The organism is Serratia bockelmannii (genome assembly GCF_051803255.1).
Lineage (GTDB): Bacteria > Pseudomonadota > Gammaproteobacteria > Enterobacterales > Enterobacteriaceae > Serratia > Serratia bockelmannii.
In genome coordinates this window covers 4,354,263-4,375,358 of the sequence record NZ_CP196512.1, presented here as the reverse complement: position 1 = coordinate 4,375,358, position 21,096 = coordinate 4,354,263, and the positions used below count along the sequence as shown (strand labels likewise).

General features: G+C 61.4%; 15 protein-coding genes. 8 read left to right on the top strand and 7 right to left on the bottom strand.

What is annotated here, in order from left to right:
- Nucleotides 1-5: 5 nt before the first annotated feature.
- The 6 genes from folK to thpR form a co-directional block, all read right to left on the bottom strand.
- The gene (folK, locus tag ACSJLU_RS20810; protein ID WP_025304224.1) at nt 6-506 is read right to left on the bottom strand and encodes a 2-amino-4-hydroxy-6-hydroxymethyldihydropteridine diphosphokinase; all 501 of its coding nucleotides are present in this window, start codon (nt 504-506) and stop codon (nt 6-8) included.
- Nucleotides 506-2,053: a polynucleotide adenylyltransferase PcnB gene (pcnB, locus tag ACSJLU_RS20805; RefSeq protein WP_071826146.1), complete on the bottom strand. Its 1,548-nt coding sequence runs from the start codon at nt 2,051-2,053 to the stop codon at nt 506-508. Before pcnB ends, folK begins: the two co-directional genes overlap by 1 nt.
- Nucleotides 2,054-2,114: 61 nt before the next feature.
- The gene (gene gluQRS, locus ACSJLU_RS20800; protein ID WP_025304222.1) at nt 2,115-3,026 is read right to left on the bottom strand and encodes a tRNA glutamyl-Q(34) synthetase GluQRS; all 912 of its coding nucleotides are present in this window, start codon (nt 3,024-3,026) and stop codon (nt 2,115-2,117) included.
- Nucleotides 3,027-3,098: 72 nt separating this feature from the next.
- A complete protein-coding gene (gene dksA / locus ACSJLU_RS20795; RefSeq protein ID WP_004937569.1) occupies nt 3,099-3,554 on the bottom strand; it encodes an RNA polymerase-binding protein DksA in 456 nt (151 codons plus the stop codon).
- Between the two features lie 183 nt (nt 3,555-3,737).
- A complete protein-coding gene (gene sfsA, locus ACSJLU_RS20790; RefSeq protein WP_004937572.1) occupies nt 3,738-4,445 on the bottom strand; it encodes a DNA/RNA nuclease SfsA in 708 nt (235 codons plus the stop codon).
- Nucleotides 4,442-4,984 carry an RNA 2',3'-cyclic phosphodiesterase gene (thpR, locus tag ACSJLU_RS20785; RefSeq protein WP_025304220.1) on the bottom strand — a complete coding sequence of 181 codons (543 nt, stop codon included), beginning with the start codon at nt 4,982-4,984 and terminating at the stop codon, nt 4,442-4,444. The genes sfsA and thpR overlap by 4 nt, the downstream gene beginning before the upstream one ends.
- A gap of 189 nt (nt 4,985-5,173) precedes the next feature.
- On the opposite strand from thpR, the gene hrpB reads away from it, so the two are divergent.
- The 7 genes from hrpB to ACSJLU_RS20750 all read left to right on the top strand — a co-directional run bounded on the left by hrpB (nt 5,174) and on the right by ACSJLU_RS20750 (nt 16,863).
- A complete protein-coding gene (gene hrpB, locus ACSJLU_RS20780; RefSeq protein ID WP_351165743.1) occupies nt 5,174-7,612 on the top strand; it encodes an ATP-dependent helicase HrpB in 2,439 nt (812 codons plus the stop codon).
- A gap of 118 nt (nt 7,613-7,730) precedes the next feature.
- Nucleotides 7,731-10,223, top strand: coding sequence for a bifunctional glycosyl transferase/transpeptidase (gene mrcB / locus ACSJLU_RS20775; RefSeq protein WP_025304218.1), 2,493 nt, complete (start codon nt 7,731-7,733; stop codon nt 10,221-10,223).
- Nucleotides 10,224-10,474: 251 nt separating this feature from the next.
- Nucleotides 10,475-12,667: a ferrichrome porin FhuA gene (fhuA, locus tag ACSJLU_RS20770; RefSeq protein ID WP_043141280.1), complete on the top strand. Its 2,193-nt coding sequence runs from the start codon at nt 10,475-10,477 to the stop codon at nt 12,665-12,667.
- A 47-nt stretch (nt 12,668-12,714) separates the two neighbouring features.
- Nucleotides 12,715-13,512, top strand: coding sequence for a Fe3+-hydroxamate ABC transporter ATP-binding protein FhuC (gene fhuC / locus ACSJLU_RS20765; RefSeq protein WP_099817512.1), 798 nt, complete (start codon nt 12,715-12,717; stop codon nt 13,510-13,512).
- Nucleotides 13,512-14,420, top strand: a complete 909-nt coding sequence (gene fhuD, locus ACSJLU_RS20760) for a Fe(3+)-hydroxamate ABC transporter substrate-binding protein FhuD (protein WP_049296224.1) — start codon at nt 13,512-13,514, stop codon at nt 14,418-14,420. Before fhuC ends, fhuD begins: the two co-directional genes overlap by 1 nt.
- Complete coding sequence (fhuB, locus tag ACSJLU_RS20755) at nt 14,417-16,405, top strand: Fe(3+)-hydroxamate ABC transporter permease FhuB (RefSeq protein ID WP_025304214.1); 1,989 nt, start codon at nt 14,417-14,419, stop codon at nt 16,403-16,405. Before fhuD ends, fhuB begins: the two co-directional genes overlap by 4 nt.
- Nucleotides 16,406-16,710: 305 nt before the next feature.
- Entirely contained in the window at nt 16,711-16,863 is a 153-nt protein-coding gene (locus tag ACSJLU_RS20750) for a Hok/Gef family protein (RefSeq protein WP_004937610.1), read from the top strand.
- A 123-nt stretch (nt 16,864-16,986) separates the two neighbouring features.
- On the opposite strand, the gene metK is transcribed toward ACSJLU_RS20750, so the two are convergent.
- Entirely contained in the window at nt 16,987-18,141 is a 1,155-nt protein-coding gene (gene metK / locus ACSJLU_RS20745) for a methionine adenosyltransferase (protein ID WP_016926681.1), read from the bottom strand.
- Nucleotides 18,142-19,048: 907 nt separating this feature from the next.
- On the opposite strand from metK, the gene speA reads away from it, so the two are divergent.
- Nucleotides 19,049-21,025: a biosynthetic arginine decarboxylase gene (gene speA / locus ACSJLU_RS20740; RefSeq protein WP_004937600.1), complete on the top strand. Its 1,977-nt coding sequence runs from the start codon at nt 19,049-19,051 to the stop codon at nt 21,023-21,025.
- Nucleotides 21,026-21,096: the final 71 nt, after the last annotated feature.

Genomic DNA, 21,096 nt, shown 5'->3' with positions numbered 1-21,096 from the left:
GTAGGTCAGGATTTCGGTTTTGGCGAGTGCCACAGCGCCATGCCGTTTTCCGGCACGCGCTTGAGGCAGCTGGCGAGCGGTTCGCCATCAGGGAAAATCAGCTCGGGGGCGATTTCCGCCAGCGGGTAGAGCATGAATTCGCGCTCTTTCAGGCCGTAATGCGGTACGGTCAGGCGATCGGTATGGATCACCTTGTCGCCGTACAGCATGATGTCTAAATCGAGCGTGCGCGGCCCCCAGCGTTCATCCTTGCGCACGCGCCCCTGATTGCGTTCTATTGCCTGGGTATGGTCGAGCAGCTGTTCGGGCGGCAACAGGGTATCCAGCGCCACCACCGCGTTGAGAAAGTCCGGCTGGTTTTGCGGCCCCAGCGGCTTGGTGCGGTAAAACGAAGAACAGGTGACCAGCCGGGTGCGCGGGAGATGCTCCAGCGCCTCCAGCGCGGCGTTAACCTGTTGCAGCGGCTGCGCCAGGTTGCTGCCCAGCGCGATATAAACGCGGATCATTATGCCCCTTCTTTACGCGGTGCCCGGCGACGAGGACGGCGTTGACGCGCGCGGCGCGGCGCCGGATCGTCACCCAGGGTGCTCAGCATGGCTTTCTGCCGCGCCGGCGTGGCGTCTTGGAACTCACCCCACCACTCGGCCAGACGCAGCATCTCCTGATTGTCTTCCACTTCCGCACGCAGCGCCAGCAAATCATAGGCGGCGCGGAATTTCGGATGTTCCATCAGTTTGTGCGCGCGTTTGCCCTGACGGCGGGACAGGCGCAGCTGCAGCTGCCAGATATCGCGCACCAGCGTGGTGATGCGTTTCGGGATCGCCAGCGAGCGGCACTGCTCGTCGAGTACGTCGTTCATCGCCAGCGCGAAGGCGTCGTAGTACGCCAGGCCGCTTTCCTGCGCCAGCTTCTGCGCGTGCTCCAGCAGCGGGTACCACAGCATGGCGGCAAACAGGAAGGCTGGGTTGACGCGCATGTCGTTCTGCAGACGGTGATCGGTGTTCTTCAGCACCTGCGCCAGAATGCGCTCCATCGGCGTATCGTGGTTCGGCGTGAAGTTGCGGGCGATCAGCGGGAACAGCGGTTGGAACAGCTGGTATTCGCACAGCTTCAGGTAGGTCTGGAAACCGTAACCCGCCTGCAGCAGCTTGAGGGATTCTTCGAACAGGCGCGCCGGCGGGATCTCGTGCAGCAGCGAGGCCAGGCGCGGGATCGGCTCGGCGGTCTCTTCGCTGATGCGCATATCCAGCTTGGCGGCGAAGCGCACCGCGCGCAGCATGCGCACCGGATCTTCGCGGTAGCGGGTTTCTGGATCGCCAATCAGGCGGATCACGCCTTGCTTCAGATCGTTCAGGCCGCCGACGTAATCGCGCAGGGTGAAATCCGCCACGCCGTAGTACAGGCTGTTGATGGTGAAATCACGGCGCTGGGCGTCCTCCTCGATCGAACCGAAGATGTTGTCGCGCAGCAGCATGCCGTTTTGCGCCTGCTGAGACGAGTTCTTGTCGGATTCCTGATTCTGTTCGTGGTGACCGCGGAAGGTGGCCACTTCGATGATCTCCGGCCCGAACATCACGTGCGCCAAGCGGAAACGGCGGCCGACCAGGCGGCAGTTGCGGAACAGCTTGCGCACTTGCTCCGGCGTGGCGTTGGTGGTGATGTCGAAGTCTTTCGGCTTTTTGCCGAGCAACAGATCGCGCACCCCGCCGCCGACCAGATAGGCCTCGTAGCCGGACTTGTTCAGGCGATAAAGCACTTTCAGCGCATTTTCGCTGATGTCTTTACGGGAGATCGAGTGCTGTTCGCGCGGGATCACGGTCATCGAGTCGTTGCTCTCGGCGATAGGAAAAGGCGGACGCTTGCGCGGCGTTGAGCGGCGGGCAGGGGCGTTGCTGCCGTTATCGGCGGCGCGCGGCTGCGGCGCAGGGCGGCTTGGCGCCGCGGCACGCTCTTCGCGGACTACGTTTTTATCGCCGGCCGCCGCGTCGTCGCGGGGCAGCTTGTCATCGCGGGTCAGTACCTTACGACAGAAGTTGGCTACTCGGGTAAAAATGGTACACCTCGATAGTGACTGATAAAAATGGAGCTAACAAAAAATAGCGGCTAATCATAGCTCACCATGGCTCCTTTGAGAATGCCGGCGTGTTTTCATCCAGAGGGATAGCCTCCTGACGCGGCACGTTTTCCAACCGCCAGTGTTCGATCGCCCAGCTCAATAATAATGGCAGGTCAAGATCTTGCCAGCTTTCCGGCAGCGGTTGGCGCAGAAATTTCAGCGCGGCGATCAGCACCGGCCGCGGATCGCCAGCGGGCAATGCCGGCGCATGGTTTTGCTTCGACAGCTTGATGCCGTTGGCACCCAGCGCCAGCGGCAGATGCACATAAGTGGGCACCGGCGCCTGCAGCTGGCGGTAAAGGGCAATTTGGCGCACCGTCGGTTCGATCAGATCGGCGCCGCGGACAATCTCGGTCACGCCCTGAAAATGGTCGTCGATCACCACCGCCAGATTGTAAGCGAACAGCCCGTCGCGGCGGCGAATGATAAAGTCTTCCCCCGCCAGCGCCGGATCGGCGTGCAATTCTCCCTGCAGGCGATCGTGGAACCGGTAAACGGGGGCGGTCTGACGCAAGCGGATGGCGGCACCCTGCGGGCCGAGCTGCAAATCGCGGCAGTGGCCGTCGTACAATCCGCCGATGTGCTGGATGCGGCTGCGGGTGCAGGTGCAGTAATAGCTGAGCCCCTGGCGCTGCAACAGATCCAGCGCGGCGCGATAGGCGTCGTGACGTTGGGATTGATAGATAACCTGGCCGTCCCAGTGGAGACCATAATGTTCCAGCGCGGACAGGATGCGAGCGGCGGCGCCGGGGACTTCGCGCGGCGGGTCGATATCTTCGATGCGAACCAGCCACTGCCCGCGTTGGGCGCGAGCCTGAAGGTAGCTTCCCAGAGCGGCAATCAGCGAACCGAAATGCAAATCCCCGGAAGGCGATGGGGCAAAGCGCCCCACATAATGACTTTCTTGCATATCAGAGGGGAGAGGTTCCCTTTTCTCTGTGCGGCGCACGCAGGTGCGCACGCCGCAGCGGTAACAACGGTATTAGCCGGCCATCTGCTTTTCGCGGATCTCAGCCAGTGTCTTGCAGTCGATGCACAGATCGGCGGTCGGACGCGCTTCGAGGCGACGAATGCCGATCTCCACGCCACAAGATTCGCAGTAGCCGAAATCATCGTCTTCCACTTTCTTCAGCGTTTTCTCGATCTTTTTGATCAGTTTGCGTTCACGGTCACGGTTACGCAGTTCAAGGCTGAACTCTTCTTCCTGGGTAGCGCGGTCGGCCGGATCAGGGAAGTTGGCTGCCTCTTCTTGCATATGCGATACAGTACGGTCCACTTCGTCCCTGAGCTGGTTGCGCCACGCTTCAAGAATGCGCTTGAAATGCGACAACTGGGCGTCGTTCATGTACTCTTCGCCCGGCTTCTCTTGGTACGGCTCCACCCCAGCGATGGCGAGAATGCTCAAGGACGAGGTTTTACGGTTTTGCCCTTCTTGCATGTTGCTTCTCCTACATACACACGCACTATCGAATCCCCAATGCGGGGGAAAAACAGGCCGCTATAAATAACAGAAGGAAGGTAGGTTGGCAATTATTCCTGTCGCCCGCTTGACAATCGTGTGAAGGAGGGCGTATTTGGCGATCGTGCTGGCCGGTTGTCTATTTATAGGGACCCGACTGCGCTAATCGATAAAAAACGGCAGCTTATCGCAGAGATAAATACCGTCAGGTGATAATTTTGCCCCATAGCAAACCACTTCCACTCCCAACTGCCGGACCTGTGCCAACAGCGCCGCATAGCGCTCATCTATATGATGTGCCGGTGCGACCTGCTCAATACCGCTGTGTAACACGGCAAAGAACAACACCGCCCGTTGCCCGCTTTCAACCACGCTGAGCAACTCACGCAGGTGCTTTTGCCCTCTGAGCGTTACCGCATCAGGAAAGTAACCACGTTGTTGTTGCAGTAATGTGACTGACTTAACTTCAATATAGCAGTTAACCCGATTTTCTGCCTGTAATAACAAATCGATACGGCTGTTTTCACCGCCGTATTTCACTTCGCCACTAATTTTACTGTAACCGGATAATTCATTGATTAAATTGTGTTCAATCGCCTCGCGCACCAGCGCGTTGGCGCGCAGGGTGTTGACGCAGATCCAGTGTCCCTGTTGGGTATGGGTCAGCTCCCAGCTGTGGGCATATTTACGTTTGGGGTTGTCCGAGGTGGAGTACCAAACGGTATCGCCGGGCGTGGCGCAGCCGGTCATGGCGCCGGTATTGGCGCAGTGCAGCGTAAAGGTTTCCCCTTCCGGGGTGATCACGTCCGCCAGAAAGCGCTTGTAACGTTTGATCAGCGTGGCGGAACGCAGCGGTGGAGAGAAAATCATGCGGATGCCTGCTTGGCCAGCGGCCACTGTTCGAGGTGTTGATAGCGGGTGCGGCCGTTTTCGAACACCGACTCATATAAGGAAAAGGCGTCGGCGCTGAACGCCCAGCCCGGCGTCGCCGGCGGGATGGCTACCGGCTGGGTGGCGGCGCGCAGCAGCGTGATGTGCGGATGGAACGGCAGCGCGCTTTGGTGGCAGCCGCTGCGGGCGGCCTGCGAACGCAGCAGCTCGGCCAGCTGCAGCAGCCCGCGCGGTGCGCGGCGGGTGCCGAGCCAGACTACGCCGGGGCGCGGCCAATGGCCGAGATCGTCGAGCCGCATGCTGAAGCCGGGTTGAACGATGCGGCCGGCCAGTTTGCGCAGCGCCAGCTCTTTCTGCGCGGTGACCTCGCCAAGAAACGCCAGCGTCAGGTGCAAATTGGCCGCCGCCACCGGTCGGCCGGCCTCCGGCGCAAACGCCTCGGCGCGCCAGCGGATCACCTGCTGTTGCAGGGCATCAGGCAAAGACAGGGCGAAAAACAGGCGGCGCGAATTGGACATGGGGGCTCGGTAAATAATGACAAATCCGTCAGGAACAGACTTGAATGCGGTTTGCAACGGTCTCGCGCGAAGCGGGGCGCATGGATGAGCTCCGTACTATAGCTAACGACGCCGCAGTTTGAAAGGCTACGGGGGCAAAGCTAATGCTACACTGTACGCCGTTTAACGTTAACCACCACGGAGAGTTCAGTGTCTTCATTGCCCGTCAGCGCGGTGCTTGATGAGTTGCTGGCTGCGCTGCAGTCCGCTCCTCAGGTGCTGTTGCACGCCCCGACCGGCGCCGGTAAATCCACCTGGTTGCCGCTGCAGATCCTGGCTAAGGCCGGATTGCCGGGGCGCATTATCATGCTGGAGCCGCGGCGGCTGGCGGCGAAAAACGTCGCTTACCGCCTGGCACAGCAACTGGGGGAGGAGCCCGGCCAGACCGTGGGCTACCGCATGCGCGCCGAAAGTAAAAGCGGGCCGCAGACCCGGCTGGAAGTGGTGACGGAAGGCATTCTCACCCGCATGCTGCAGCAGGATGCCGAGCTGCAGGGCGTGTCGCTGGTGATCCTCGATGAATTTCACGAACGCAGTCTGCAGGCCGATTTGGCGCTGGCGCTGCTGCTCGACGTGCAGCAAGGGCTACGCGACGATCTGAAACTGCTGATCATGTCGGCCACGCTGGACAACGTCCGTATGACGCAGCTGTTGCCGCAGGCACCGGTGGTGGTGTCAGAGGGACGCAGCTTTCCGGTTGAACGTTTATATCAGCCGTTGGCCAGCCATCAGCGGCTGGAGGATGGCGTAGCGGCGGCGGTGAAGCGTCTGCTGGCCGAACAGCCGGGGTCTTTGCTGTTGTTCCTGCCGGGCGTAGCGGAGATCAATCGGGTGCTGGAGCGATTGACCGGCGAGGTGGCGAGCGATACCGATCTTTGCCCGCTGTATGGTGCCCTGCCTTTGGCGCAACAGCAAAAAGCGATTCAGCCGGCGGCGCCTGGCCGCCGCAAGGTGGTGCTGGCGACCAACATCGCCGAAACCAGCCTGACGATCGAGGGCATTCGGCTGGTGGTGGACAGCGGCCTGGAGCGCGTGGCGCGTTACGACGTGCGCAACGGTTTGACGCGGCTGGCGACGCAGCGCATCAGTCAGGCCTCGATGGTGCAGCGCGCCGGGCGCGCCGGGCGCCTGGAGCCGGGCCTTTGCTGGCACCTGTTCGCCAAAGAGCAGGCGGAGCGTGCGGCCGAACATACCGAACCGGAAATTTTACAGAGCGATCTCACCGGCTTCTGGCTCGAATTGCTGCAATGGGGGTGCCATGATCCGGCGCAGCTGACCTGGCTTGATGCGCCTCCGACGGCGGCATTGGCAGCGGCCAGGGCACTGTTGCACCGGCTGGGAGCCACGGATGACGGCGGCAAACTTACCGCGCCGGGGCGCCAGATGGCCGCGCTGGGGTGCGAGCCGCGGCTGGCGGCGATGCTGGTCGCCGGGGCGGCACTGAGCGCCGACGGCCTGGCGACGGCGGCGTTGCTGGCGGCATTGCTGGAAGAACCGCCGCGCGGCGGGCAGATGGATATCGGCTACTGGCTGAGCCGCCCGCAACCGAACTGGCGGCAGCGCGCCGCGCAGTTGACCAAACGCCTGCCGCAACGTGCGGGGCAAGTCGACGTCGAGCTGGCCCCGCGCCTGTTAGCGCAGGCGTTTACCGATCGCATCGCCCAGCGCCGTGGCCAGGACGGCCGCTACCTGCTGGCCAACGGCCTGGGCGCGGCGATGAACCAGGACGAGGCGCTGTCGCGCGCCCCCTGGCTTATCGTTCCCAGCCTGTTGCAGGGCCACAACAGCCCCGATGCGCGTATCCTGCTGGCGCTGCCGGTGGACATCGAAGCCCTGGCGGCGCAGCTGCCGGCGATCGTCACGCAGCGCACGGCGGTGGAATGGGATGAAGAGAAGGGCACGCTGCGCGCCTGGAAGCGCCAGCAGATCGGTCGTCTGACGCTGCGCGCTCAGCCGCTGGCCAAACCGGCGGACGAAGAGCTGCAGCAGGCGCTGCTCGACTGGGTGCGCGCACAGGGGTTGGCGGTGCTCAACTGGGAGGGGGCCGCTGAACAATTGCGGGTGCGCCTGCAGTGCGCGCAAGCCTGGCTGCCGGAGGCGGAGTGGCCGGCGATGGATGAAGAGCCGCTGCTGGCGGCGCTGGAGCAGTGGCTGTTGCCGTCGCTGAACGGCGTGCGCGATCTGCGCGGATTGAAGCAGGTCAACATCGCCGAGGCGCTGTCCCGTCTGCTGGACTGGCAGCAAAAGCAGCGGCTGGATAATGCGCTACCCACTCATTACACTGTGCCGACCGGCAGCCGCTTACCGATCCGTTATGAGGCGGGTAAACCGCCGGCGCTGGCGGTGCGTTTGCAGGAGGTGTTCGGCGAGCAGCGCAGCCCGATGTTGGCGGAGGGTCGCATCCCGGTGGTGCTTGAGTTACTCTCACCGGCGCACCGGCCGTTGCAAATCACCGGCGATCTGGCGGCCTTCTGGCAAGGCGCCTATCGCGAGGTGCAAAAAGAGATGAAGGGCCGCTACCCTAAACACGTTTGGCCGGACGATCCGGCCACGGCGGTACCGACGCGCCGAACGAAGAAATATCAGTAGGTCGCGATCATTTAAGGTTTGGAATTCAGATGTTTCTTCTGGTCAGCGCTGCGGCGTAGGCACAGATTAAGCGACTAATCATGGCCGGCAGTGTCGGCAAGCTCGGAGAACAACAGCCATGGCTGGGGATGACCGCGAGCCCATCGGGCGCAAAGGAAAACAACCAAAAAGCACCGCGTCGCGCAAGCCGCCGCGCCGTCGCCGAGACGACGATTATGACGATTACGAAGAAGACGAGTATGACGATGATGAGTATGAAGAGGAGGAGGAACGCATGCCGCGTAAGGTAAAAGCGACTCCGCCGCGTAAAAAACGCCGTTGGCTCGGCCTGTTTATCAAACTGATCCTGGTGATCGCCGTCTTGTTGGCAATCTATGGCGTCTACCTGGACTCGCAGATCCGCAGCCGCATCGACGGTAAAGTCTGGCAGCTGCCGGCGGCGGTGTACGGCCGCATGGTCAACCTGGAACCGGGTATGCCGTACAGCAAGAAGGAGATGGTCAACCTGCTGGAAGGCATGCAGTATCGCCAGGTCAGCCGCATGACGCGCCCGGGCGAGTTTACCGTGCAGGCCAACAGCATCGAAATGCTGCGCCGCCCGTTCGACTTCCCGGATGGTAAAGAAGGGCAGATCCGTGCCCGCCTCGATTTCCAGAACAACCGTCTGGCGAAGATCGAAAACCTGGACAGCGGCCGTAGCTTCGGCTTCTTCCGCCTCGATCCGCGTCTTATCACCATGCTGCAGTCGCCTAACGGTGAACAGCGCCTGTTCGTGCCGCGTTCCGGTTTCCCGGATCTGTTGGTAGACACGCTGATCGCCACGGAAGACCGCCATTTCTATGAGCATGACGGCATCAGCCCGTACTCCATCGGCCGCGCGGTGCTGGCCAACCTGACCGCTGGCCGTGCGGTGCAGGGCGGCAGTACCCTGACGCAGCAACTGGTGAAGAACCTGTTCCTGACCAACGAGCGTTCGCTGTGGCGTAAGGCCAACGAAGCCTATATGGCGCTGTTGGTGGATTACCGTTACAGCAAAGACCGCATCCTGGAGCTGTATCTGAACGAGGTGTACCTCGGCCAGAGCGGTAGCGACCAGATCCGCGGCTTCCCGCTGGCCAGCCTGTATTACTTCGGCCGTCCGGTGGACGAGCTGAGCCTCGATCAGCAGGCGTTGCTGGTCGGCATGGTCAAGGGCGCGTCGCTGTATAACCCGTGGCGCAACCCGAAACTGGCGCTGGAGCGCCGCAACCTGGTGCTCAAACTGTTGCAGAACCAGGGCGTGATCGACGGCGAGCTGTATGACATGCTGAGCGCGCGTCCGCTGGGCGTGCAGCCGAAAGGCGGCGTCATTACGCCACAGCCGGCGTTTATGCAGATGGTGCGTCAGGAACTGCAAACCAAGCTGGGCGATAAGGTCAATGACCTGTCCGGCGTGAAGATCTTCACCACGCTGGATCCGGTGTCGCAAGACGCGGCGGAAAAAGCGGTCGAAGACGGCATCCCGGCGCTGCGCGCTGCGCGTCACCTGCAGGATCTGGAAGCGGCGATGGTGATCGTCGATCGCTTCAGCGGTGAAGTACGCGCCATGGTCGGCGGCGCCAACCCGCAGTTCGCCGGCTTCAACCGCGCCATGCAGGCGCGCCGTCTGGTAGGCTCGCTGGCCAAGCCGCCGACGTACCTGACCGCGCTGTCCGAACCGGATAAATACCGCCTCAACACCTGGCTGGCGGATGCGCCGCTGTCGCTGAAACAGCCGAACGGCGCCGTCTGGCAGCCGAACAACTATGACCGTAAATTCCGCGGTCAGGTGATGCTGGTGGATGCGTTGGCCAACTCGCTGAACGTGCCGACGGTGAACCTCGGCCTGTCGGTCGGGCTGGATCAGATCAGCGCCACGCTGCAACGCCTGGGGATCCCGAAAGCGGAGATCAATCCGGTGCCTTCGATGCTGCTGGGGGCGATCGGCCTGACGCCGATGGAAGTCGCGCAGGAGTACCAGACCATCGCCAGCGGCGGTAACCGTGCGCCGCTGTCGGCGGTGCGTTCGGTGATCGCCGAAGACGGCACGGTGCTGTACCAGAGCTTCCCGCAGGCGGAGCGCATGGTGCCGGCGCAGGCCGCTTACCTGACGCTGTACGCGATGCAGCAGGGCGTGGCGCGCGGGACCTCCCGCTCGCTGTCGGTGAAGTTCCCGAACTACAACCTGGCGGCGAAAACCGGTACCACCAACGATCTGCGCGACAGCTGGTTCGCCGGCATCGACGGCAAGGAAGTGGCGATCGCCTGGGTGGGGCGCGACAACAACGGCCCGGCCAAGCTGACCGGCGCCAACGGCGCGTTGACCCTGTATCGCCGCTATCTGGAAAACCAGACGCCGCTGCCGCTGATGCTGCAGCCGCCGGAAGGCATAAACCAGATGAGCATCGACTCTGCCGGCAACTTTATCTGCGGCGGCGGCAGCTGGCGCACCATCCCGGTCTGGACCGACAATCCGCAGGGATTGTGCCAGGCCAGCCAGGCGGCGGTGCAGCAACAGCAGCAACCGGCGGCGGGTGAGCAAAAAGATGGCGATGGCGTCGCCGGCTGGATCAAGGATATGTTCGGTCAGTAATCGCTACCGGGGCGTCGGCCCCGGTGAAAATTTTTTCTTTGTTATTAGGCCCGTAACCTTGGTTGCGGGCTTTTTTGTTTTTCCGCTCGTTTTATTTCCCTGTTAACTACATGGCTAAGCGCCTAATCCTTAACCTATTTGCCCTATGAATTCGGCTTGCAGTTTAATTTGGCTTCTGCATAAAATGCGACGCTTATAATAATTATTATCGTTTACATTCGTCATTTAATAATTCATCAGAGAAATAAATCATGCCGACCAAGCGTCTTTCATCATCCGCGGCCAAGCAGGGCCGTCTCCCCGTCAGCGCGTTAGCGATCACCGTCGCTGCGGCGTTAGGCACGCTGGCGATGCCGGCTTTTTCCGCCGACGCCAAGCCGGCCGCCAAGGAAGACACGATTACCGTTGTGGGCGGCAGCAATTCCGCCCAGCAGGAAAGCGCCTGGGGGCCGGTCGGCACCTATGTCGCCAAACGTAGCGCCACCGGCACCAAAACCGATACGCCGATCGAAAAGAACCCGCAGTCCGTTTCCGTGGTGACGCGTGAAGAGATGGACATGCGCCAGCCGGATACGGTGAAAAGTGCTCTGGCCTATGCGCCGGGCGTATTCGCCAGCCGCGGCAGCTCCACGACCTATGACGCGGTGGCAATCCGCGGCTTCCCGGCTACCAACACCACCCAGTATCTGGATGGCCTGCGGTTGCTGGGCGACAACTACAGCGAAGCGTCCATCGATCCTTATTTCCTCGAACGCGCCGAGCTGCTGCGCGGCCCGGTCTCGGTGCTGTACGGTAAAAGCAACCCGGGCGGTTTGGTCTCGATGGTCAGCAAGCGGCCAACCACCGAGCCGCTGCGCGAAATCCAGTTCAAAATGGGTACCGATAACCTGTTCCAGACCGGTTTCGATTTCAGCGACGCGCTGGACGATCAGGGCATCTATTCCTATCGCCTGACCGGCCTGGCGAAAGACAGCGATACGCAGCAGAACATGAGCAAAGAGAAGCGCTATGCGATCGCGCCGTCCTTTAGCTGGCGCCCGGATGACAAAACCAACTTCACGCTGCTGGCCAACATTCAAAACGATCCCTATACCGGTTATTACGGCTGGTTGCCGAAGCAGGGCACGCTGATCCCATTGCCGGACGGCAGCAAACTGCCGACCGATTTCAACGAAGGCGAAGCCAGCAACTATATGGCGCGCAAGCAGCGGATGATCGGGTACAGTTTCGAACACGCCTTCAACGATACCTGGGCGGTGCGCCAGAACCTGCGTTATATGCAGGTGGACACCGATATGAAGAGCATCTATGGATTCGGCTTATCATCACCGACGACGATCAATCGCGCTTACGTTCAGTCGAAAGAGCACCTGAACAATTTTGCGGTTGATACTCAGGCGCAGGCGAAGGTGAAAACCGGCGATATCGACCATACGCTGTTGTTTGGCGTAGATTATTCGCGTATGCGCAACGATATCAATTCCGACTATGGTTCCACAGACGGCCTGAGCATGACCCGGCCGCAGTATGGCAATGATGTGGTCAATATCAACTTCCCATACAAGTACTTGAACCGTCAGGAGCAAACCGGTTTGTATGTGCAGGAGCAAGGGGAGTGGAACCAGTGGCTGTTGACGCTGGGCGGGCGCTATGACTGGGCGAAAACGTCGGCCAATAACCGCGTTCTCGGGTACACCAACGAACGCTCCGATGGGCAGTTTACCTGGCGCGGCGGATTGAATTACCTGTTCGACAACGGCGTGACGCCGTATTTCAGCTACAGCGAGTCGTTTGAACCGACCCTCGATACGTCAATCAATGGCCAGACCTTTAAGCCCTCGATCGGCAAGCAGTATGAAGCCGGTGTGAAATACGTGCCGAAGGATCGCCCAATCGTGCTGACTGGTGCGTTGTATCAACTGACCAAGAACAACAACCTGACGCCGGATCCGGATAACGCGCAGTTCAGCGTGCAGAGCGGCGAGATCCGTTCGCGCGGTGTGGAGCTGGAAGCCAAGGCGGCGTTGAATGCCAACGTCAACCTGATCGCCTCCTATACCTACACCGATGCGAAATACACCAAGGACAACACCTATCAGGGCAAACCGACCGTCGAAGTGCCGAAACACATGGCGTCGCTGTGGGCGGATTATACCTTCCACGAAACGGCGGTGAGCGGTTTGACGCTGGGTTCCGGTGTGCGTTACGTCGGCTCCAGCTCGAGCTTCAACAGCGATAACACCACCTTCAAGGTGCCGGACTACACGCTGGTGGACGCCACCATTAAATACGATCTGGCGCGCTTTGGCCTGCCGGGCTCGTCCGTGGGCGTCAACATCAACAACCTGTTCGACAAGACCTACGTGTCGAGCTGCTACCGCGACTACGCCTGCTACTGGGGCGCAGAACGCCAGGTGGTCGCCACCGCAACCTTCCGTTTCTAACCGGATAGCCGGGGCGGCGCCGCGTCGCCCCGGACAAAGCAGGATCTATGCAGGACAAACTTCTTAATCCCGGCGCGGCCTTTGCGCTGGATAACGCCAGCTTCGCCGTCCCCGGCCGGGTGCTGCTGCAACCGCTGTCGCTCAGTTTTCCCCAGGGCAAAGTCTGCGGCCTGATCGGCCATAACGGTTCCGGTAAATCCACCCTGTTGAAACTGCTCGGGCGGCACCATGCGCCCAGCGGCGGCCAGGTCTTGCTCAATCGGCAGCCGTTGGCGCAGTGGGACAGCAAATCCTTCGCCCGCCAGGTGGCCTACCTGCCGCAGCAGTTGCCGGCGGCGGAAGGCATGACGGTGCGCGAGCTGGTGGCCGTCGGCCGCTATCCGTGGCATGGCGCGCTGGGGCGTTTTGGCGCCAACGATCGTCAACAGGTGGAAGAGGCCATCGCGCTGGTGGGCTTGAAGCCGTTCGCCAATCGGCTGGTGGACAGCCTGTCCGGCGGCGAGCGCCAACGCGCCTGGCTGGCGATGATGGTGGCGCAGGACAGCCGCTGTCTGCTGCTTGACGAACCGACGTCGGCGCTGGATATCGCGCATCAGGTTGAGGTGCTGGCACTGATCCAGCGCCTGAGCCGCGAACGCGATCTCACGGTGATCGCCGTACTGCACGACATCAATATGGCGGCGCGCTACTGCGACCATTTGGTGGCGCTGCGCGGCGGTGAAATGATTGCCCAGGGCGGCCCGTTGGAACTGATGCAGGGGCCGGTGCTGGAGCAAATTTACGGTATTCCTATGGGCACGTTGCCGCATCCGAGCGGCGGCGCGCCGGTGAGTTTTGTCTACTGATGTCCTCTGCATTCACTTCTTCTCACGATCCGCTGCGCCGCCGTTTGTTGATGGCGCTCGCGCTGTCGCCGCTGTTGGGTTCGTTGCCCGGGCGGGCGGCGGAGGCGCCGCCGGATATCGCGCGCGTTGCGGCGCTGGAATGGCTGCCGATCGAGCTGCTGTTGGCATTGGGCGTGACGCCGCTAGCGGTGGCCGATGTGCATAACTACAACCTGTGGGTGGCGGAGCCGAAGCTGCCGGCGACGGTGGTCGACGTCGGCCAGCGCACCGAACCGAATCTCGAACTGCTGCAGCAGCTCCAGCCTTCGCTGGTGTTGCTGTCGCAGGGCTATGGCCCGACGCCGCGAAAAATCCAACCCATCGCGCCAACTATGAGCTTCGGCTTCAACGACGGCAGCGGCAAACCGCTGACCGTCGCCCGCCAGTCGCTGCTGGCGCTGGGCCAGCGGTTGGGCATAGAAAGCCGGGCGGTAAACCATCTGGCGCAGTTCGACCGCTTTATGCAGGACGCGCGTCAGCGCCTGCAAAGCTACACCCGCCAACCGTTGCTGCTGTTTTCCCTGATAGACACGCGCCATGCGTTGATCATCGGCCAGAAAAGCCTGTTCCAGGAAGCGATGGACCAACTGGGCATCCGCAATGCCTGGCAGGAGCCAACCGACTTTTGGGGCACGGCGGTGGTGGGGATTGAACGGTTGGCCACGGTGCGTAACGCCCGAGTCATCTATCTCGATCACGGCAATCAGGCGATGATGGACAAGGTCAGCGCGACGCCGCTGTGGCAGTCATTGCCCTTCGTGCGGCAAAACCAGCTGCGGCAGGTGCCGGCGGTGTGGTTCTACGGTGCTACGCTGTCGACGATGCGGTTTTGCCGCCTGTTGGCACAGGCTCAGGAGAGTGCGGCATGAATGCTGGCATCCGGAAATTACCGCTGACGCTGATCCTGCTGTTGCTGGCGGCGGCAGGTGGCCTGACGATATACAACCTGACGCAGCAGCTGCCGCCGGCGCAATGGGCACGGGCGCTCAGCGCGCCGGACATCGACGACGTGCGGCAAATGCTGTTCCATTACAGCCTGCTGCCTCGGTTGACGGTGTCGCTGTTGGCCGGCGCCGGCCTGGGGTTGGTCGGCGTGCTGTTCCAGCAGGTGTTGCGCAATCCGTTGGCGGAACCGTCGACGCTCGGCGTGGCCGCCGGTGCGCAGCTCGGCCTGACCATCGCCACGCTGTGGGTGCTGCCGGGGGGCGAATTTACCCGCCAGCTGGCCGCTATGGTGGGTGCGATTGTGGTGGGCGGGCTGGTGTTCGGCGTCGCCTGGGGCAAGCGGATGTCGCCGGTGACGCTGATTCTGGCCGGGCTGGTGTTGGGACTGTACTGCGGCGCGGTCAACAGCTTGTTGGCGCTGTTTCATTACGATCAGCTGCAGGGCATGTTCCTGTGGGGCACCGGCGCGCTGAACCAACAGGATTGGAGCGCCGTACAGTTCCTCCTGCCGCGTTTGCTGGTGGCAGGCCTGCTGGCGGCGCTGTTGCTGCGCCCGCTGACGCTGCTGGGGCTGGACGACGGCGTGGCGCGCAACCTGGGGTTGGGGCTATCGATGGCGCGCTTCTGCGCCTTGGGGCTGGCCATTATCTTCAGCGCCATGTTGGTGAGTGCGGTGGGCATTATCGGCTTTATCGGCCTGTTTGCGCCGCTGATGGCGAAGATGCTGGGCGCGCGCCGCCTGGCGCACCGCATGATGTTGGCGCCGTTGCTGGGGGCGCTGCTGCTGTGGCTGACCGATCAGGTGATGCTCGGGGTGACGCAGGTGTGGCGTGAGATCCCGACCGGCGCGGCCACTGCGCTGTTCGGCGCACCGCTGCTGCTGTGGCTGTTGCCGCGTTTGCGCAGCGCCACCACGCCGCCGCCGATGAACCTTGGCGACAAGGTGCCTGCCGAGCGCGGGAATCTGCCCGGCTGGATCCTGCTGGGTGGCCTCGTATTGCTGATCGGTCTGACGCTGGCGCTGATGCTGGGCAAAAATGCCGGCGGTTGGCACTGGAGCCTGGGTGCGGAGCTGGATTCCCTGCTGCCGTGGCGCTGGCCGCGGGTGCTGTCGGCGCTGGCGGCGGGCATGATGCTGGCGGTCGCCGGCACGTTGATCCAGAAATTGACCGGCAACCCGATGGCCAGCCCGGAAGTGTTGGGGATCAGCTCCGGCGCCGCTTTTGGCGTCGTGATGATGCTGTTTATGGTGCCGGGCGACGCCTTCGTTTGGCTGCTGCCCGCCGGCAGTTTGGGAGCGGCCGCTACGCTGCTGATCATCATGATCGCCGCAGGCCGCGGCGGTTTCTCGACGGAACGCATGCTGCTCGCCGGTATCGCGCTCAGCACCGCCTTTACTACCGTCATCTTCCTGCTGTTGGCCAGCGGCGATCCGCGTATGGGGGGCTTGCTGACCTGGCTCTCCGGTTCGACCTATTCGGTGGAGCCGGCGCAGGCGCTGCGTACCGCTCTGGTGGCCGCCGGCCTGATGGTATTGGCGCCGCTGTGCCGCCGTTGGTTGACCATCCTGCCGCTCGGCGGCGCCACCGCCCGCTCGGTGGGCATTGCGCTGACGCCGGCGCGGTTGACCATTTTGTTGCTGGCTGCCACCCTGACCGCCATGGCGACCCTGACCGTCGGGCCGCTGAGCTTTGTCGGGCTGATGGCGCCGCATATGGCGCGTATGCTGGGCTTCCGCCGCGCGCTGCCGCAGATGGTGATCGCCGCGCTGCTGGGCGGCTTGCTGATGGTGTTTGCCGACTGGTGCGGGCGTATGCTGCTGTTCCCGTATCAGATCCCCGCCGGGTTATTGGCGACCTTTATCGGTGCGCCGTACTTCGTTTATCTGTTGCGTAAGCAGACGTCGTAAGCTTCAGCCCTACTTTGCTTTCTCCGCCCTCAATGGCCCTGCGTTGCTGGGCCTTTTTTCAACGCTTTGCAAGGCGTTGCGTGCCGCTGCGCAAGAAAGACATTTAACGTGAAAAGGAACGCGGGAAGAGAGGGGGAGGTGAATATACTGCGGGCGGGTGCTCTGGATCTTTGTCTCTGGAGCCTGCGTGAAAGATACAAAGAGAAAAGCCCCGAGTCGATATCCATCAACCCGAGGCCTACTCTAACGCACGACAACGTTAAGTTAGCCTCTTACCCGCCGCGAGGCAAGGAGAAGAAGGCATGATGCCGAACAAACGGAGCCTGTTAAAATTGGTGGTTATTTGTGCCACGGTAATATCACTGGCATGGATAACCCGCAGCACGCTGTGTGAGCTGCGTATCCGATCGGGCACTACGGAGGTTGCGGCCATTTTGGCTTACGAATCCGAACGGTAAGGCAACCCGGCGGCGGGGGCTTTGCCTCCGCTGGCCGGCAGTCGATGCGTTGATCCAGGAGCACCCATCTGCTCAAAAAAAACGGCGAGCCCAGGCTCGCCGTTTTCATGTTGATGTCGGGGCTTATTTCAGGCCGGCGGCATCGCGCAGCAGTGCGGCTTTGTCGGTCGCTTCCCACGGGAAGTGCTCGCGGCCGAAGTGGCCGTAGGCGGCAGTTTCGCGGTAGATCGGCTGCAGCAGATCCATCATCTGGATCAGGCCGTATGGGCGCAGATCGAAGAATTCGCGCACCAGCAGCGTCAGCTGTTCGGTTGGCACTTTCTCGGTACCGAAGGTTTCCACCATGATGGAGGTCGGTTCCGCTACGCCGATAGCGTAAGACACCTGAATCTCGCAGCGATCGGCCAGGCCGGCGGCAACGATGTTTTTCGCCACGTAGCGCGCCGCGTAAGCCGCGGAACGGTCAACCTTGGACGGATCCTTACCGGAGAAGGCGCCGCCGCCGTGGCGAGCCATGCCGCCGTAGGTGTCGACGATGATCTTACGGCCGGTCAGGCCGCAGTCGCCCATCGGGCCGCCGATAACGAAACGGCCGGTCGGGTTGATGTGGTATTTGGTGCCCGCCGTCAGCCATTCCGCCGGCAGTACCGGCTTGATGATCTCTTCCATCACCGCTTCTTGCAGATCTTTCAGCGAGATGTCTTCTGAGTGCTGGGTGGACAGCACCACGGCGTCGATGCCGACGATTTTGCCGTCGTCGTACTGGAAGGTCACCTGGCTCTTCGCATCCGGGCGCAGCCACGGCAGGGTGCCGTTTTTGCGCACTTCGGACTGGCGCTGCACCAGACGGTGCGCGTAGGTGACCGGTGCAGGCATCAGCACGTCGGTTTCGTTGGTGGCGTAGCCAAACATCAAGCCCTGATCGCCGGCGCCCTGCTCGAGAGGATCGGTACGGTCAACGCCCTGATTGATGTCCGGGGATTGTTTGCCGATGGCGCTCAAGACTGCACAGGAGTTGGCGTCAAAGCCCATGTCCGAATGAACGTAGCCGATCTCGCGCACGGTCTTGCGGGTAATCTCTTCGATATCGACCCAGGCACTGGTGGTGATTTCACCGCCGACCAGCACCATACCGGTTTTCACGTAAGTTTCGCAGGCGACGCGCGCTTTCGGATCTTGTTCCAGGATGGCGTCGAGGACGGCATCGGAGATCTGGTCGGCGATTTTATCGGGATGTCCTTCGGAGACGGATTCGGACGTGAAGAGGTGTTTAGCCATTGTGTTCTTTACCTTGCATAAGACGGGTTAGAAATTACTGCACAGCGCTGGAGATCCGGCATCGAAGCGAAGGGTCTTCCGCTGATGGCGCGAGATGCATCCTGCAACGCCCCTCAGGCAAAGCCGTTAAGCAGTTTATCAGTTAACCAGTATAGATGGATTAACATCTGGACGTCTATTTTAGGTCAGGGTTTAGCCAGATTGCCAGTAATTTTTTGCGCTTTCGCTCTTTTACGCAAACGGGTTGGCGCCATTTTCATCGCTTGAAACAGTTTTCGGCGAATTTTCATTTTGCTTTTTCACCTTCTTACCGGTATAAACTGCGCGCGCGGTTCATTTGCTGCACAGTACGGCGATTGGCGCTGGGGAAGGTGTGATAAACTTCCGCTTTGCATTCGCCGGCGTTGCGCTATTATCCGTCGCGGGCGTTCGCCGTGGCGCCGCCGCTTCATCGAACGGTCACGTTCTTACACTATTTTAGAGGCTGGGTCGTTCACTGTGAACGGCGCGCGTGGAGGTGGTTGGATTAATGATCCGTTGTCTACCGGTTGTTGGTTCCCAACAGCAGTGCCGTTCTGGCGCACATTCTTCTGCTATTTCCCGTCTTGTCTCTCTGTCACTTACCAGGTGCGATAAACACTTGGCCGCTACTCAGGATTCTCGGGCCGGCTAACGGTCGTCTGAAGAACTGAACAAGGGTAGCCTGCAGCCTTCCTGTGGGATGTTTCTTGGCCCGATTCACGAGGTTTGAACAGGGTGTCTTACAATTATATGAGTGATAAACCGATCGCTGACCGCGAACGGCAGTTCTCTTCGCTGCCGCCGGCGCGGCTTGTTGGGTTGTTCTCGCGGGTTGTAGCTGCGATAGTGGCTGACGGTTTCGTCAGTGCGGAATGTGAGGCGAACCATGTCTGATGATCTGTTGATTCACCGCCCGCCGGTTGCGGGCGAGTCTTTATCTTTGCGCTCCATGCAGGAGGTTGCCATGAATGATCGTAATGCCAGCAAGATGCTGCGTACTTATAACGTCGCCTACTGGGGCAACAATTACTATGACGTCAACGAGCTGGGCCATATCAGCGTGTGCCCGGACCCGGATGTCCCGCAGGCGCGCGTCGATCTGGCAGAACTGGTGAAAACGCGCCAGCAAGACGGCCAACGTCTGCCGGCGCTGTTCTGCTTCCCGCAGATCCTTCAGCATCGCCTGCGCTCTATCAACGCCGCGTTCAAACGCGCGCGTGAATCCTTCGGCTACCAGGGCGGTTATTTCCTGGTGTATCCGATCAAGGTGAACCAACACCGCCGCGTGATTGAATCGCTGGTGAACTCCGGCGAACCGCTGGGGCTGGAAGCCGGCTCCAAGGCCGAACTGATGGCGGTGCTGGCGCATGCCGGCATGACCCGCTCGGTGATCGTCTGTAATGGTTATAAAGATCGTGAATATATTCGTCTGGCGCTGATCGGGGAAAAGCTGGGGCACAAGGTGTACCTGGTGATCGAGAAGATGTCCGAGATCAACCTGGTGCTGGAAGAGGCCGAGCGGCTGAACGTCATACCGCGCCTGGGCGTGCGTGCGCGTCTGGCATCGCAAGGCTCCGGCAAATGGCAGTCGAGCGGCGGCGAAAAATCCAAGTTCGGTCTGGCGGCGGTGCAGGTGCTGAAGCTGGTGGAGACCCTGCGTGAAGCGGGCCGCCTCGACAGCCTGCAGCTGCTGCACTTCCATTTGGGTTCGCAGCTAGCCAATATTCGCGACATCGCCACCGGCGTGCGCGAATCGGCGCGCTTCTACGTTGAGCTGCACAAGTTGGGCGTCAACATTCAGTGCTTCGACGTGGGCGGCGGCTTGGGCGTCGACTACGAAGGCACCCGTTCGCAGTCCGATTGCTCGGTCAACTACGGCCTGAACGAATATGCCAACAACGTGATTTGGGGCATCGGCGACGCCTGTAACGAACACGGCCTGCCGCACCCGACGGTGATCACCGAGTCCGGTCGCGCCGTGACCGCGCACCACACGGTGCTGGTCTCCAACGTGATTGGCGTCGAGCGCAACGAGTTCAGCGAACCGCAGCCGCCGGAAGCCGACGCGCCGCGCGCGCTGGAAAGCATGTGGGAAACCTGGCTGGAAATGAACGAGCCGGAGAACCGCCGCTCGCTGCGCGAATGGCTGCACGACAGCCAGATGGATCTGCACGACGTGCATACCCAATACGCGCACGGCATGCTGGACCTGACCAAGCGCGCCTGGGCCGAGCAGCTGTATCTGAACATCTGCAACAAGATCCAGCAGCAGCTCGATCCGAGCAACCGCGCGCACCGTCCTATCATCGACGAACTGCAAGAGCGCATGGCGGACAAGTTCTACGTCAACTTCTCGCTGTTCCAGTCGATGCCGGATGCATGGGGCATCGACCAGCTGTTCCCGGTGCTGCCGCTGGAAGGGCTGGATAAGCCGCCGGAAGGCCGTGCGGTGCTGCTCGACATCACCTGCGACTCCGACGGCACCATCGATCATTACGTCGACGGCGACGGCGTGGCGACCACCATGCCGATGCCGCCGTACGATCCGGAGAACCCGCCGGCGTTGGGCTTCTTCATGGTCGGCGCGTACCAGGAGATCCTTGGCAACATGCACAACCTGTTCGGCGACACCGCCTCGGTTGACGTGTACGTGTTCCCGGACGGCAGCGTCGAGACCGAGCTGTCTGACGAGGGCGATACCGTGGCGGACATGCTGGAGTATGTGCAGCTCGATCCGAGCGCGCTGCTGTCCAAGTTCCGCGATCAGGTCAAAGAAACCGATCTGGACAGCGAGCTGCAGGCGCAGTTCCTGGAAGAGTTTGAGGCCGGTCTGTACGGTTATACGTATCTGGAAGACGAGTGATGAAATGAAGAAAGGCCGGGCGTCGTTAAGGCGCCTGGCCTTTTCTTTTCTGTTGCACGACTATGTTACGG